Annotated in this window: 15 protein-coding genes; 8 read left to right on the forward strand and 7 right to left on the reverse strand. The window is 75.5% G+C overall.

All coding sequences use genetic code 11. The features are described 5' to 3' along the window. Positions 1-82: 82 nt before the first annotated feature. Positions 83-550 (reverse strand): MarR family winged helix-turn-helix transcriptional regulator, encoded by a 468-nt coding sequence (locus ACI79L_RS19435; RefSeq protein WP_456938356.1) that lies wholly within the window; start codon positions 548-550, stop codon positions 83-85. Positions 551-570: 20 nt separating this feature from the next. Between ACI79L_RS19435 and ACI79L_RS19440 the strand changes: the two genes are divergently transcribed. From ACI79L_RS19440 to ACI79L_RS19455, 4 genes are all read left to right on the forward strand, one after another. Next, on the forward strand, positions 571-1,611 hold the full coding sequence (locus tag ACI79L_RS19440) for an ABC transporter substrate-binding protein (RefSeq protein ID WP_456938357.1): 1,041 nt from the start codon (positions 571-573) through the stop codon (positions 1,609-1,611). A 77-nt stretch (positions 1,612-1,688) separates the two neighbouring features. Beyond that, entirely contained in the window at positions 1,689-3,134 is a 1,446-nt protein-coding gene (locus tag ACI79L_RS19445; protein ID WP_456938358.1) for an APC family permease, read from the forward strand. A gap of 73 nt (positions 3,135-3,207) precedes the next feature. Beyond that, positions 3,208-4,230: an acetamidase/formamidase family protein gene (locus ACI79L_RS19450; protein WP_456938359.1), complete on the forward strand. Its 1,023-nt coding sequence runs from the start codon at positions 3,208-3,210 to the stop codon at positions 4,228-4,230. Between the two features lie 101 nt (positions 4,231-4,331). Next, entirely contained in the window at positions 4,332-5,114 is a 783-nt protein-coding gene (locus tag ACI79L_RS19455) for an esterase/lipase family protein (RefSeq protein WP_456938360.1), read from the forward strand. On the opposite strand, the gene ACI79L_RS19460 is transcribed toward ACI79L_RS19455, so the two are convergent. Next, on the reverse strand, positions 5,084-6,682 hold the full coding sequence (locus tag ACI79L_RS19460; RefSeq protein WP_456938361.1) for an FAD-dependent oxidoreductase: 1,599 nt from the start codon (positions 6,680-6,682) through the stop codon (positions 5,084-5,086). The two genes, ACI79L_RS19455 and ACI79L_RS19460, sit on opposite strands and share 31 nt — an antisense overlap. A gap of 59 nt (positions 6,683-6,741) precedes the next feature. On the opposite strand from ACI79L_RS19460, the gene ACI79L_RS19465 reads away from it, so the two are divergent. Next, positions 6,742-7,338, forward strand: coding sequence for a helix-turn-helix domain-containing protein (locus ACI79L_RS19465; protein WP_456938362.1), 597 nt, complete (start codon positions 6,742-6,744; stop codon positions 7,336-7,338). Here the strand turns inward: ACI79L_RS19465 and ACI79L_RS19470 are convergent. From ACI79L_RS19470 to ACI79L_RS19490, 5 genes are read right to left on the reverse strand one after another with little or no spacing between them, the layout of a single operon-like run. Then, positions 7,335-8,306, reverse strand: a complete 972-nt coding sequence (locus ACI79L_RS19470) for a quinone oxidoreductase family protein (RefSeq protein WP_456938363.1) — start codon at positions 8,304-8,306, stop codon at positions 7,335-7,337. The genes ACI79L_RS19465 and ACI79L_RS19470 overlap by 4 nt on opposite strands. A gap of 17 nt (positions 8,307-8,323) precedes the next feature. Further along, complete coding sequence (locus tag ACI79L_RS19475; protein ID WP_387984977.1) at positions 8,324-8,683, reverse strand: hypothetical protein; 360 nt, start codon at positions 8,681-8,683, stop codon at positions 8,324-8,326. Next, on the reverse strand, positions 8,680-9,543 hold the full coding sequence (locus ACI79L_RS19480) for a DODA-type extradiol aromatic ring-opening family dioxygenase (protein ID WP_456938364.1): 864 nt from the start codon (positions 9,541-9,543) through the stop codon (positions 8,680-8,682). The genes ACI79L_RS19475 and ACI79L_RS19480 overlap by 4 nt, the downstream gene beginning before the upstream one ends. Beyond that, positions 9,536-10,357 carry a citryl-CoA lyase gene (locus ACI79L_RS19485; RefSeq protein ID WP_456938365.1) on the reverse strand — a complete coding sequence of 274 codons (822 nt, stop codon included), beginning with the start codon at positions 10,355-10,357 and terminating at the stop codon, positions 9,536-9,538. Before ACI79L_RS19485 ends, ACI79L_RS19480 begins: the two co-directional genes overlap by 8 nt. Further along, a complete protein-coding gene (locus ACI79L_RS19490) occupies positions 10,354-11,535 on the reverse strand; it encodes a CaiB/BaiF CoA transferase family protein (protein WP_456938366.1) in 1,182 nt (393 codons plus the stop codon). The genes ACI79L_RS19485 and ACI79L_RS19490 overlap by 4 nt, the downstream gene beginning before the upstream one ends. Positions 11,536-11,747: 212 nt before the next feature. On the opposite strand from ACI79L_RS19490, the gene ACI79L_RS19495 reads away from it, so the two are divergent. Genes ACI79L_RS19495 through ACI79L_RS19505 form a run of 3 tightly spaced genes read left to right on the forward strand, consistent with a single transcriptional unit; the run spans position 11,748 to position 14,669 of the window. Then, complete coding sequence (locus ACI79L_RS19495) at positions 11,748-13,241, forward strand: amidohydrolase family protein (protein ID WP_456938367.1); 1,494 nt, start codon at positions 11,748-11,750, stop codon at positions 13,239-13,241. 9 nt (positions 13,242-13,250) lie between these two features. Next, positions 13,251-14,069, forward strand: coding sequence for an IclR family transcriptional regulator domain-containing protein (locus tag ACI79L_RS19500; RefSeq protein WP_456938368.1), 819 nt, complete (start codon positions 13,251-13,253; stop codon positions 14,067-14,069). 30 nt (positions 14,070-14,099) lie between these two features. Next, the gene (locus ACI79L_RS19505; RefSeq protein ID WP_456938369.1) at positions 14,100-14,669 is read left to right on the forward strand and encodes a hypothetical protein; all 570 of its coding nucleotides are present in this window, start codon (positions 14,100-14,102) and stop codon (positions 14,667-14,669) included. Positions 14,670-14,792 lie beyond the last annotated feature (123 nt).

A 14,792-nucleotide genomic window follows, 5' to 3' on the forward strand; every position in this document is an offset into this window, starting at 1 on the left:
GGCGGGTGACGGCGTGTCGCCCGGGAACTCCGTGATCGCGGCGGGAGGCGGCCGGTCGCGGGGGCCGATGGCGCTCGCGGGGTCAGGCGGGCGGGTCGGCGAGGTCGCTGAGCGCGGCGACCAGCGCGGCGACCCGGGCCGGGCCGAGCTCGGTGGTCAGCGCCGCCTCGTGCGCGGACACCAGCGCCTCGAGCCGATCCAGCCGGGTGCGGCCGCGGGCGGACAGGTGCACCCGCACGCGGCGGCCGTCCTCGGGGTCGGGCAGCCGGTAGGCGAGCGCGGCGTCGACCAGGCCGTCGACCATCCGGGTGGCGGTGGGCGCCGGGACGCACAGCGCCGCGCACAGCTCGCTCATCGTGCGGCCCGGACCCGAGGCGAGCGCGCGCATCAGCCGGTAGGTCTCCAGCGTCGCGCCGTCCTCGGCGAGCACCGTCCCGACGCCGCGGGCGACCCGCCGCGAGACGACGGCCAGCAGCTCGACCAGCGAGGCGGCGGGCGTGGGGCGCGCGGCGGGCACCGCGGTGCCCGTGGCCTCCTGCTCGACCGCCATGGCCGCACCATACTCAGGAGGTGCCCGGACCGACCGCTCCGATGGAGGCGTGGGAGGCGGCCGTCGTCGGCCGCTCCCCCGACGTCGTCCGGATCGGGCTGGCCGTCCCGCTGACCGGGCCGCTGGCGATGACCGCGCCGTCGGCGCTGGACCTGGCCGCGCTCGCCGCCGACGAGGTCACCGAGGCCGGCGGCGTCCGCGGCCGCGCGGTGGAACTGGTCACCGTCGACGCCGGGCGCCGGCCCGCCGAGGTCGCCGCCGACGTCGCCGCGCTGCACGCCGCCGGCGCGGTCGACGTCCTCGTCGGCTTCTCCACCAGCGACGTCTCCCGCGCGGTCGCCGCCGCGCTGGCCGGGCGCGCGGGCTACGTGTTCACCCCGCCGCACGAGGGCGGGCGCGGGTCCCGCGGGGCGCTGCGGATCGGCGCCTCCCCGCTGGCCCAGCACGCCGCCGCGCTGACCTGGCTGGTGCGCCACCGCCGGGCGCGGCGCTGGGTGCTGCTGGGCACCGACTACGTGTGGCCGCAGGCGGTGCACCGCGCCGCGCGGTCGGTGCTGCACGACCTCGGCGCCGAGGTCGCCGGCGAGCTGCTCGTCCCGTTCGGCCCGGCCGACCCCGGCCCGGCGCTGGACCTGGTCCGCCGCACCCGCGCCGACGCCGTGCTGCTCAGCCTGGTCGGCCGCGACCTGGTCGCCTTCAACCGCGCCTTCGCCCGCGCCGGGCTCGACCGCCGCGTCGTGCGGCTGTCCGGCGCGCTCGAGGAGAACGGCCTGTACGCCGTCGGCGGCGACGGCACCGGCGAGCTCTACGCCTGCATGCCCTCGTTCGCGGCGGCCGACGGCGCCGGCGACGAGGGGCAGCTCGCCCTGCAGGAGCGGCTGGCCGCCCGGGTGGGGCCGAGCGCGCCGGTGGTCTGCGCCTACGCGCGTGGCGTGCACGCCGGCGTCCGCACCGCCGCGCGGCTGCTGGAGACCGGCACGCCGGGGCCGCCGCCGATCCCCCGGCCGCGGCTGGCGCGCGCCGACGGGCTGGTGTTCCGCGAGGTCGGCGCGCGCGACTGACCCCCGATGTTTCCGATCGGAAGCAATGGGGCCTACCCTCCCCGCGTCCGGCTCCGAGCCGGCCGAGAGGAGGAGTCGTGACCGACCCCCGCACCACCCCGTCCGCGCACGTCACCGGGACCACCGGTGCCGGCGCGGCCCCGGCGGCCGGAGCCGCCGGCGTCGAGGAGTTCGGCTACCGCCAGGAGCTCAAGCGCTCGCTGACGTTCACCGACCTGCTCGTCTACGGCCTGGTCTTCATGGTGCCGATCGCGCCGTTCGGCATCTTCGGCAGCGTCTTCCAGGGCTCCGGCGGCATGGTCGCCCTCGCCTACGCGATCGGCGGGCTGGCCATGGCCTTCACCGCGGCGTCGTACTCGCAGATGTCGCGGGCGTTCCCGATGGCCGGCTCGGTCTACACCTACGCCGGCCGCGGCATCGCCCAGCCGGTCGGGTTCATCGCCGGCTGGATGATCCTGCTCGACTACGTGCTGGTCCCGGCGCTGCTCTACCTCATCGCCGCGATCGCCATGAACTCGATCGTCACGTCGATCCCGGTGTGGGTCTGGCTGATCGGCTTCGTCGTCCTCAACACCGTCGTCAACTACTTCGGCATCGAGTTCACCGCGCGGGTCAACAAGATCATGCTGGTCGCCGAGCTGATCGTGCTCGCGATCTTCCTGGTCATCGGCGTCGTCGCGCTGGCCTCCGGCGAGGGCCGCGGCTTCGACTTCACGCCGATCTACAACAGCGACACGTTCTCCCTCGAACTGGTCTTCGGCGCGGTGTCGATCGCGGTGCTGAGCTTCCTCGGCTTCGACGGCATCTCCACCCTCGCCGAGGAGAACCGGGACTCCGCGCGTTCCATCGGCAAGGCGATGATCGCGGCGCTGGCGCTGGCCGGGACGCTGTTCATCGTCCAGACCTGGGTCGCCGCGCTGCTCGTGCCCGACCCCGACACCCTCATCGCCGAGGGCGACGCCGCGGGCACCGCGTTCTACGACGCCGCGGAGGTGGCCGGCGGCGCCTGGCTGGGCACGCTGACCGCGATCGCCACCGCCATCGCGTGGGGCTTCGCCAACTCGCTGGTGGCCCAGGCGGCGACCTCGCGGCTGCTGTTCGCCATGGCGCGCGACCGCCAGCTGCCCGGTTTCCTCCGCAAGGTGCACCCGACCCGCCGCGTGCCGGTCAACGCCACCCTGCTCGTCGCGGTCGTCTCCCTCGTGCTGGGCCTCTACATGGAGCAGCGCGAGGACGGCATCACGCTGCTGTCGACCCTGGTGAACTTCGGCGCGCTGTCGGCGTTCCTGCTGCTGCACGTGGCCGTCGTCGTGCACTTCGTCGGCCGGCTGAAGAGCCGCAACTGGTGGCTGCACCTGGCGGTGCCGGTCCTCGGGTTCGGCATCCTGGCCTACGTCGTCTACAACGCCCAGGTGGCCGCCCAGGAGCTCGGCTTCGTGTGGCTGGCCATCGGCGTGCTGCTGATGATCGTCCTGATCGCCACGGGCCGGCGGCCCGAGATCCGCGCGGAGGAGAACCTGTGAGCGAGCTCGCGAGCTCACCGATGAACACAGCACCGGCGTTCGCCGGTGCGACGAGCGCCAGCGAGGAGAACCGGTGACCGCGTCCCTCGAGGTCGTCTCCCTGGAGCCGACCCCCGACCAGCTGCGCTACTCGTTCGGCGGCGGCGAGCCGCTGCTCACCGTGGCGCCGGGCACGGTGGTCGAGCTGACCACCGAGGACTGCTACGGCGGCAAGGTGCGCAGCGTCGACGACCTGCCGAGCCAGGTGTGCGACTTCCCGTTCCTCAACCCGGTGAGCGGGCCGGTCGCCGTCGAGGGGGCCGAGCCCGGGGACACCCTGGCGGTGCACCTGGTGGACGTCGCGCCGGCGCGGGACTGGGCGGTGTCCAGCACGTTCCCGCACTTCGGCGCGCTGACCACCACCCACTCGACGGCGATGCTGCACGAGCCGCTGGAGGAGCTGGTCTGGCTCTACGAGATCGACCGCGAGCGGGGCACCTGCCTGTTCCGCCCGCGCCGCGGCGGCCCGGAGGTGGAGCTCCCGCTCGACCCGATGCACGGCACGATCGGCGTCGCGCCGGCCGCGGGCGAGGTGTTCGCCAGCATCACGCCCGGCGCGCACGGCGGGAACATGGACACCCCGGAGGTGCGGGCCGGCACGACCGTCTACTTCGGCGTCAACGTGCCCGGCGGGATGCTCTCCCTCGGCGACGGGCACTGCCGGCAGGGCGAGGGCGAGGTCTGCGGCACCGCGGTCGAGTCGGCGATGCGCACGGTCGTCGTCGTCGACCTGGTCAAGGGCGGCGGGCCCGCCTGGCCGCGGCTGGAGACCGACGAGTTCCTCATGTCGACCGGCTCGGTCCGGCCGCTGGAGGACGCCTACCGGATCAGCCAGCACGACCTGGTCACCTGGGCCGCCGAGCTGGCCGGCTGGGACCGGCTCGACGCGCTGCAGCTGGTCAGCCAGGCGGGGCTGGCGCCGGCGGGCAACGTCGTCGACACCAACTACACGATGGTGGCCAAGCTGGCGAAGCGGTACCTGCCCGGCGCGATCGCCGCCGACGGCGTGCACGAGCGGCTGCGCGCCACCGCGGCGGCGTACCTGCAGGAGCGCTGACCCCGCGCCCGGGACCCGCCTTTCGCGCGCGGAAGGCGAGTCCCGGGCGCCCGGCCGGGTAGCGGTGTCGCAGACCCGTCACCGCCGTCGGAGGGAAGACCGTGACCGACGCCCCGAACAGCCCGGAAGCCCGCCGCCGCCTGCTCGCCGCCACCGAGCCCGTGCGGGCCGCGGCCAGCGCCGGCGCGCTCGCACTGACCTACCCGCTGCTGCGCGGCGCCCCCCGCGGGGAGCCGCACGGCGTGCTCGTGCTGCCCGGCCTGATGGCCTCCGACGTCTCCACCGCGACCCTGCGCCGCTGGCTGCGCGGTCTGGGCTACCCGGTGGTCGGCTGGGAGCTCGGCCGCAACCGCGGCCCCACCAAGGAGATCACCGACGAGCTGCCCCGCCTGGTGCAGCGGCTGGCCGACCAGCACGCCGGACCGGTGAGCATCGTCGGGCAGAGCCTGGGCGGCATCTACGCCCGGCGGCTGGCGCTGCGCGTGCCGCGCCTGGTCCGCCAGGTGATCAGCCTCGGCTCGCCGTTCGGGCTCGCCGGGGGCCCGCCCGACGACAGCCCGGGCGCCCGCGCCTACGCCCGCTACCGGCACCTGCACGCGGTGCCGCGCGGGCGGGGCGGCCTGGCCGGCGGCCTGCCGGTCCCGAGCACCGCGGTGTACTCGCGCTGGGACGGCGTCGTCGACTGGCGGGCCTGCCGGCAGACGCCCGGCCCGCGCGCGGAGAACGTCGGCGTGCACGCCAGCCACCTCGGGATGGGCCACGACCCGGCGGTGCTGTGGCTGGTGGCCGACCGCCTGGCCCAGACCCGCGACGCCTGGCGGCCGTTCACCCCGCCGGCCCGGCTGCGGCTGCTCTACACGAGCGAGGACGACGTCACCGGCTGACGGCGCCGCGCCCGCAGCACCGCGTCGGCGGCGTGCGCCGAGCCGTGCTCGTGCCCGCGCGCCTCCCGCGGCCGTGCCTCGGCCACCTGGACCTCCCAGTCGCCGGGGTCGAGCACCGCGGCCATCTGCTCCCCGGTGGCGTACCAGTCGGGCGACCCCGGCCGCTGGATGCCCTGGGCGGCGTCGCTGCCGTCGTGCATGGTCACCAGCAGCGTGCCGCCGGGCGCGACCGCCGACGCCAGCGTCCGCAGCACGCCGTCGCGGGTGCCGGGCGGGAAGTGCAGGAACGAGGCGGTCACCAGGTCCCACCGCTCCTCGCCGGGCCGCCACGAGGAGACGTCGGCCTTGCGGGTCTCGAGCGGCACCCCGGCCGCCTCGGCCGCCGCGGCCGCCCGGTCCAGCGCGGTGCGGGAGAGGTCGAGCGCGGTCACCGTCCAGCCCCGGCGGGCCAGCCAGACGGCGTCGCCGCCCTCGCCGGCGCCGGCGTCCAGCGCGCGGCCCGGCGGCAGGTCGGCGGCCTCGGCGGCCAGGACGTCGTTGACCCGGCCGCTCCACACGCCGGAGCCGTGCGTGCGGTAGCGCTCCTCCCACCACTGCTCGCCGTACTCCGGATCGCTCATCGCGCGGATCACGTCGACGGCGGCCCGGGTGTCCTCGGCGACCAGGTCCGCGTTGACCTGCGCGCCGGCCATCAGCCCGGCGGCCGCGGCGCCGATCACCTGGGCGCTCGGGTCCGCGACGTTGCCGGCCGCCCACACGCCGGGCACCGCGGTCGCGCCGCGGGCGTCGACCGGCACGTGCGACCCGACGACCGCCTCGCCCATCCGGAACGGCTGGGCCTCCAGCCCGAGCCCGGTCAGCACCGCCGAGCGGGCGGTGAACCGCGGGGCCACGACGACGGCGGCGCGCGGCACCACCTCGCCGCCGGCCAGCCGGACGCCGGTCAGCCGGCCGCCGTCGGTCTCCAGCGCCGCCACCTCGCCGCGCACCACCCGGATCCCGCGGGCGGCCAGCTCCTCGGCGGTGGCGTCGTCCGGCTCGGGCGCGGTGTGCAGGAAGAACACGACGTCGGCGCTCCACTGCCGCCACATCTGGGCCTGGTGCAGCGACATCGGGCCGGTGGCGACCACGCCGATCGCCCGGTCGCGCACCTCCCAGCCGTGGCAGTACGGGCAGTGCAGGACGTCGGTGCCCCACAGCTCCCGCACGCCCGGGACGTCGGGCAGCTCGTCGGTCAGGCCGGTGGTGACCAGCAGCCGCCGCGCGCCGAGCACCCGTCCGGAGGCGAGCTCCACGGTGAAGGCGCCGGCCGCCCCGCCGACCGCGGTGACCGTGCCGTCGACCAGTACCCCGCCGTAGCCGGCGACCTCGGCCCGCCCGGCGGCGAGCAGGTCGGCCGGGGGCGTGCCGTCGCGGCCCAGGTAGTTGTGCATCTCGTGCGCCGGCGCGTTGCGCGGCGTCCCCTCGTCGACGACGGCGACCGAGCGCCGCGCCCGCCCCAGGGCGAGGGCGCCGGACAGGCCCGCCGCTCCCCCGCCGATGACCACCACGTCGTACGTCTCGTCCATACCGCCCACGGTGCACCCGCCGTCGCGGAACAGGCAAACGCCTTTGCCATACTGGCAACGTGACGGATCCCGACGCGGACCTCGACGCCGTCCTCGACGCGGTGGGCCCGCGGCTGCGCGAGCTGCGCCGACAGCGCGGCGCGACGCTGACCCAGCTGTCCGAGGACACCGGCATCTCGGTGTCCACGCTGTCCCGGCTGGAGGCCGGGCAGCGCCGGCCCACCCTCGAGCTGCTGCTGCCGCTGGCCCGCGCCCACCAGGTGCCGCTCGACGAGCTGGTCGACGCCCCCGAGACCGGCGACCCCCGGGTGCGGCTCCGCCCGATCACCCGGCACGGCGCCACGTTCATCCCGCTCACCCGCCGCCCGGGCGGGCTGCAGGCCTACAAGATGGTGCTCCCGCCGCGCTGGGGCGGGGAGCCGGGCGAGCAGCGCTCGCACGAGGGCTGGGAGTGGCTCTACGTGCTGTCCGGGCAGCTGCGGCTGCTGCTCGGCGACGCCGACGTCGTCCTGACCCCCGGTGAGGCGGCCGAGTTCGACACGCGCACCCCGCACTGGCTGGGCAACCCCGACGGCCGGCCCACCGAGGTGCTCGCCCTCTTCGGCCCCCAGGGCGAACGGGTGCACGTGCGCGCCGCCCCCCGGGGCCGCGGCTAGGGGACGACGACCAGCCGGACGCCCGCGTCGCCCGCGGCCTGCCGCGCCCAGGCGCCGCCGACGTCGGCCAGCGGCACCGTCTCGTGCGCGACGGCGACCCGGCCGGTGGCGGCCGCGGCGAGGACCGCGCCGAGCGCGTCGCGGCGCTGCTGCGGGGTCAGCGCGTTGTTGGTGTAGCCGAGCACCTCCGCCGACCGGCCGCGCAGCACGGACGAGGAGAACACCGCCTCGTCGCCGGACGCCCCGCCCAGGTTGACCAGCCGCCCGCCCGGCGCCAGCACCCGCGACGCCGCCGTCGCCGCGACGCCGAACACCGGGTCGACGACGACGTGCGCCCCGCCGGGACACGCCTGCGCCAGCGCGGCGGCGAGCGCGTCGACGTCGCCGGTCAGCGGCACGACGGCGTCGGCGCCGGCGGCGCGCGCCCGCTCCCGCGCCGTGGTCGAGCGGCAGACCGCCACCACCCGCCCGGCGCCGAGCACCCGCGCCGCGCCGACCGCCACCTGCCCCACCGCGCCGCCGGCCCCGAGGACGACGACGGTCTCCTCCGGCTGCAGCCGCCCGCGCCAGGTCAGGCACATCCACGCGGCCACGCCGGACAGGCCGATCGCCGCGACCGCCGCGTCGGGCAGGTCGGCGGACAGCGGCACGAGGTCCTCGTCGTCGACGGCGCACCGCTGCGCGAGGCTCCCGTCGCCGAGCGCCATGCCGGCCGACGTGGCGAACCAGACCCGGGTGCCGGCCGGCAGCCGGCCGGACTCCTCGACGACGCCGACGCCCTGCACCCCCGGCACGTAGGGCACCGCGGGCGCGCCGAAGTAGGACGTGCCGGACGCGCAGAGCAGGTCCAGCGGCACGATCGGCGCGGCGGTGACCCGCACCAGCGTGTGCCCCGGCCCGGCGGTGGGGTCGGGGTGCTCGGCGTGCTCGGGCGGCGTCCCGGGCGCGCGGACGACGGCGGCGCGCACGTCAGGTGGCCCGCACGTCAGGTGGTGATGTCGGGATAGGGCAGCGTGATGTGCTCCATCGCCTTGCCGTAGGCCTTCTGGTACTCCAGCGGCCCGTGGTCGCGCTCGAACATCGCGATGAACAGCGTGAGCGTGAGGAAGGGGTGGGCGCCCATCTGGAACAGCGTCACGTGGTCGTGCTCGCGCAGCGCGCGCCGCTCGTCCTCGGTGAACTCCAGCCAGGTCGACCGCTCGTCGTCGGTGCAGTTGAGGATCTTGTTGGCCATCTCGGCCTCCCACCACTCGACCGTGCCGGCCGGGTCCTCGCGGTAGCGCTCCACGAGGGCGGGGTCGCGGTCGACGGTGAAGAGGAACTTGTCCAGCAGGTAGCGACTCATGCCGGGGCTCCGTTCGGGTACCAGGTGAAGTAGGCCTCCATGGTGTGGAACAGGTCGAGGGTGTCGACGTGGTCGGCCTTCTGCCCCTCGCCGGCGGCGCCCATCATCAGCATGAAGTCCATGAAGCCGTGGGTGGCGTTGCCCGGGGCGTGCAGCGAGTCCAGTGACACCTCGGCCAGGCAGCCCTCGATGTCGCCGGAGGCGATCCACTCGACGGCCTTGCGGTCGAACTCCGGGTCGGGCCCGTGCTCGCCGAACTGGCGCGGGCCGCCGAGCTCCAGCGACAGGTGGCCGGTGCCGATGATCGCCACCCGCTTGTCCGACTCCCAGGACTCGACCATCTCCCGGATCGCCCTCCCCAGCTGCACGAAGCGCCGCGGCTGGGGCAGCGGCGGGGCGAAGATGTTCGTGTAGACCGGCACGATCGGCAGGTCGGCCTGCGGCCGCAGCGTGATGATCGGGCACGTGATGCTGTGGTCGATCCGCAGCTCGTTGGAGAAGGCCAGGTCGAAGTCGCGGTCGAGGCCGTCGCGCAGCAGGTGCGCGGCCAGGTCCTCCTCGCCGCGCAGCGTCATCCGCGGCAGGCCGAACTCGCGTTCCTCGTTGTACCAGTTGGCGTCGAAGAAGGGCGCCTTGCCGACGAGGAACTGCGGCATGTTGTCCAGCCACAGCTGGTGGAAGTGGTCGCTGCCGACCATCACCAGCACGTCGGGCTCGGCCCGGGTGAGCGTCTCCCGGAACCGCTCGATCTTGGCCACCCACTCGTCGGCGAACGGCGGCCGGTCCGCGCCGGTCGAGGTGCTCGCGCGGTAGTAGAAGGGGTGGTGGGTCGACGCGATGACCGCGGCCACCTCAGCCATGACTGCCTCCCAGGGTCTCGGGCTCGTAGGGGTCCGGCGGGACGGAGCGGTTGTCCAGGTCGACCGACAGGAAGACCCGGTTGGCCACGGGGTGGCGCAGCTCCTCGGCGAGCTGGCCGATCAGCCCGGCGGTGCGGGCCAGCAGGGCGAAGCCGCGCAGCAGCTCCAGCGGCAGGCCGAGGTCGGCCAGCGCGGCGCCGCAGACGCCGGCGCCGTTGAGCGGCAGCGTCCTCCCGAGCACCTGCGGGTGCACCCGGCCGATCGCGGCGAACAGCGCCAGGTGCGGGCCGACCAGGCCCTCCTCGCCGGCGATCTCGAACAGCCGCGGCGTGCGCGGGTCGCCGTCCTTGTGCACGTGGTGACCCAGGCCCGGGACGAACCGGCCGGCCGCGCGCTGCGCGGTGACCGTCTCCAGCGCGAGGGCGTCCCAGCCGCCGTCGTCGGCCGGGAGCCCGCCCGCCGACACCAGGACCTCGTGCAGGAACCGGCCGCAGTCCTCGGTGACGCCGAGGAAGCGGGAGCCGCCGCCGAGCAGCCCGGCGGCGAGCGCGCCCTGGATCGAGTCGGGGGCCGACAGGTACGTCAGCCGGGTGACGATCGCCGTCGGGGTGAAGCCGTGGTCGGCGAGCGCGGCGAGCACCGCCTCGAACACGCGGGTCTCCCCCGGCGTGGGCCGGCGCTGGGTGGCCAGCCAGAACGCCAGCTCGCCGAAGCCGACCGTGCCCATGACGTCGCGGGCGAGGTCGGTGCCGAGCAGGGTGATCGACTCGCGGCTCGAGGCACCCAGCGCGGTCGGGTACCCGTCCTCGCTCACGGCGTCTCCTCGCCCTCGGCCAGCCACCGGCGGATCTCCGCACCGTGCTCGTCGAGCGCGGGCGGTGGCAAGCGGTACCGCGCCGCCGTCTCGGAGAACCGGATGGGGTTGCGGATGGACGGCACGGCGGCGCCGCCCTCCCCCGCCGTGACGACGGGGTCCAGGCCAACCTCCTCGGCGAAGGCGACGCCCTGGTCGACGGTGTTGATCGGCCCGCACGGCACGCCCGCGGCGATGATGTCGCGGAACCACTCCATCTTCGTGCGGGTCTTCAGCCGCTCGACCAGCAGCGGGCGCAGCTCCTCGCGGTTCGCCGTGCGGTCCTCGTTGTGCAGGAACCGCGGGTCCTCCACCAGCCCGGGCACGCCGAGCACCTCGCACAGCTTGCGGAACTGGCCGTCGTTGCCGGCGGTGACGATCAGGTCGCCGTCGGCGCAGGGCAGCGGCTCGTAGGGGAACAGGCTCGGGTGGCTGTTGCCCATCCGGAACGGGACGACGTCGCCGGCGACGTACGCCGAGGTCTGGTTGACCAGCCCGGACAGCGCGCTGGAGAGCAGGTTGACCTCGACGTGCTGACCGCGGCCGGTGGCGTGCCGCAGGTTCAGCGCGGACAGCACACCGATGGTGGCGTGCAGGCCGGCCATGACGTCGAAGACGGCGACGCCGGCCCGGTAGGGGTCGCCGCCCGGGTCGCCGGTGAGGCTCATCAGCCCGGAGATGGCCTGCACGATGAGGTCGTAGCCGGGCAGCGACCGCCCGCCGGGGCCGCTGCCGAAACCGCTGATCGAGGCGTAGACGACGGCGGGGTTGGTGGCGGCCACCGTGTCGTAGTCGAGGCCGAAGCGGGCCAGGCCGCCGGGCTTGAAGTTCTCCACCAGGACGTCGGCGCGGCGGGCGAGCTCGCGGGCCGCGGCCAGGTCGGCGTCGTCGGCGAGGTCGAGGGCCACCGACCGCTTGTTGCGGTTGACGCCCAGGTAGTAGGTCGAGACGCCGTCCCGGACCGGTGGTGCCCAGGTGCGGGTGTCGTCGCCGCGCGGGCCCTCGACCTTGACCACCTCGGCGCCGAGGTCGGCCATGAGCATCGTGGCGTAGGGGCCGGCGAGGATCCGGGAGAAGTCGGCCACGAGCAGGCCCGCGAGGGGGCCCTCGGGGTTCGGCGCGCCGGGTGCTGCCGTCATCGTCGCGTCGCGCTCCTCGGCATCGGGACTGGTGCCAGCGGACAGTCGTCCGCCGGTCGCGCCGAGTCTCGACACCGCCGCGGACCTGTGTCAACTGCACGCGGTCCGTCTTGACATGTGCGACAGGTCACGAGCAGGGTGGCCGCATCCGCATCCTGTGTCCGGTCAGCGGACAGGTGTCCGTCGAGCCAGCGACGTCCGAGGAGAGCACCATGACCGACCCCCAGACCCCGGCACCGCAGGCCGGTCGCCCCGTCGTCCTCCGCGGCGGCACGGTGCTCACGATGGACGACGCCGGCACGGTGCTGCGCGACGCCGACGTCCTCGTCGTCGGCGACCGGATCGCGGCCGTGGGCCCGGCGCTGGAGGCGCCCGACGGCGCCCAGGAGGTCGACGCCACCGACGGCATCGTGATGCCCGGGATGATCGACACCCACCGGCACATGTGGCAGACGGCGATGCGCGGCTACGGCGCCGACTGGTCCCTCACCCAGTACTTCGTCTGGTACTACCTCGAGCACGGCCGGCGCTTCCGCCCGGAGGACGTCGCCGCGGGCAACCGGCTGGCCGCCGTCGAGGCGCTGGACGCCGGCGTCACCACCGTCGTCGACTGGTCGCACGGCCTGCAGACGGTCGACCACGCCGAGGCCGCCGTCGACGCGCTGCAGTCGGTGCCCGGCCGGTACGTGCTCGCCTACGGCAACATCCAGGCCGCGCCGTGGGAGTGGACGGCGGACGAGGCGGTGCAGGGCTTCCTCGAGCGCCGCCGCACCGGCGCGGGCGACCTGCTCGGCTTCCAGCTCGCCTTCGACGTCACCGGCGACCCGGCGTTCCCGGAGAAGGCCGCGTTCGAGGTGGCCCGCGAGCTCGGCCTGCCGGTGACCACGCACGCCGGCGTCTGGGGCGCCACCAACGACGACGGCATCCGGCTCATGCACGAGCACGGCTTCGCGACGCCGGAGACCGTCTACGTGCACGCCGCGTCGCTGTCCCCCGACAGCTACCACCGCATCGCGGCCACCGGCGGGTCGATCTCGGTCTCCACCGAGTCCGAGCAGAGCGCCGGGCAGGGCTACCCGCCCACCTGGCAGGTGCGCGCGCACGGCATCCCGGTGTCGCTGTCGATGGACACCAGCGTGTGGTGGAGCGGGGACCTGTTCTCCGCGATGCGCACGACGCTGGGCGCCGACCGCTCGCGCGAGCACTTCGAGGCCCACCTCAAGGGCAACACCGTGACGCAGCTGGCGCTGCGCGCGCAGCACGTCGTGCAGTGGGCCACCCGCGGCGGGGCGACGGCGCTCGGCCGCGACGACCTCGGCCGGCTCACCCCCGGGGCGAAGGCCGACGTCGTCCTGATCAAGAACGACGCCTCGCCGGTGTCCTTCCCCCTCCTCAACCCCTACGGCCACGTGGCGTTCCAGGCGCAGCGCGGCGACGTGCACACCGTGCTCGTCGACGGGCGGGTCGTGAAGTCGCAGCACCGGCTGGTCGACGTCGACCTGGCGGCGGTCCGGCGCGAGGTCGAGGCGACCGTGGACCACCTGCGCGCCGACATGGGCGAGGACGTCTGGCAGGCCGGGATGGACCCCGAGCTGCCGTCGTCGGAGGTGCTGGACAACCCGTACCAGTACACCGACTACCGGTCGGAGACCACGCACGCCGCCCGCGAGGAGGCCTTCGAGCGGCACCTCGCCGGGGAGCACTGAGGAGCCACCGTGGCCGGACGCGGTGAGGGGCCGGACTTCGTCGAGGCGCTGGCGCGGGGGCTCGACGTGCTCACCTGCTTCGACGCCGACCACCCGGCCATGACGCTGTCGGAGGTGGCGGCCGCCGCGGGGCTGGCCCGGCCGACCGCGCGGCGGTTGCTCCTCACGCTCGAGGAGCTGGGCTTCGTGCGGTCGGCCGGCGGGGTGTTCGCGCTGACCCCGCGGGTGCTGTCGCTCGGGATGGCCTACGTCGGCGCGCTCGGGCTGTGGGACCTCGCCCGGCCGCACATGGAGGCGCTGGTCGCGCGGACCGGCGAGTCGTCGTCGATGGCCCAGCTCGACGGGTCGGACATCGTCTACGTGGCGCGGGTGGCGGTGCCCAAGCTCATCGCGCTGCGGGTCGAGATCGGCACGCGCTTCCCCGCCGTCCAGACCTCGCAGGGCAAGGTGCTGCTCGCCGCCCTGCCGCCCGACCGGCTCGAGGCCACCCTCGCCGAGCCCAGCCGCTCGGGCCTGCCGCCCTACATCGGGCGCACGGCCGAGCAGCTGCGCGAGGAGCTCACCGAGGTGCGCGCCCGCGGCTGGGCACTGGCCGACGAGGAGCTCGCGCCGGGCGTCCGCTCGGTCGCCGTCCCGGTGCGCGACGGGCACGGCGCGGTGCGCGTGGCGATGAACGTGACCGTGCACGCCGCCGAGACCTCGACCGAGCGGCTGCTGGCCGAGCACCTGCCCGCGCTGCTGCGCACGGCCGGCGAGGTGAGCGCGGACTGGGCGCGCTGGCAGTCGCGCCCGCACGTGGAGGTGGACCGGTCGCGCTCCGCCGGATGAGACACGACCGGATGGGGTAGTCCGCACCCCATGAGCGGCAGGTCGGCGGAGGACTACGCCCGGGACTACACGGACCCCGAGCTGCGCGAGCGGCTCAAGGAGGACATCAAGGCCGGCGACCGGGGCGGGCGGCCCGGCCAGTGGAGCGCCCGCAAGAGCCAGCTGCTGACCCACGAGTACGAGGCGGCCGGCGGCGGCTACCGGCACGAGGGCGAGCGCAGCGAGTCGCAGCGGCATCTGCAGGAGTGGACGAGACAGGACTGGCGCACCGCCGACGGCGGCGACCGCGCCCGCGGTGAGGGCGGGACGAAGCGGTACCTGCCCCATGCCGCGTGGGAGCTGCTCTCCGACGAGGAGAAGCGCGCCACCGACGCGCGCAAGCGCGGCTCCGGCGAGCAGCACGTGGCCGACACCGGTGCGGCGAGGGAGGCCCGGAAGGCCGCGGAGCTGGTCGACCTGAAGGCGACCGAGGCCCGGGAGCGGGTCGGCGGCATGCACGGCGACCCCCAGCTCGACCGGGCCGAGCAGGCCGAGCGCGACCTCGGCGCGGGCCGGAAGACCGTCCTCGAGGCGATCGACCGGCAGCGCGACCGCAACTGACCCGGGCCCGGGGGGGGGGGGGGGGGGGGGGGGGGGGGGGGGGGGGGGGGGGGGGGGGGGGGGGGGGGGGGGGGGGGGGGGGGGGGGGGGGGGGGGGGGTGGTGGTGGTTTGAGGGTGATGGG

The organism is Geodermatophilus sp. SYSU D00684 (assembly GCF_054050455.1).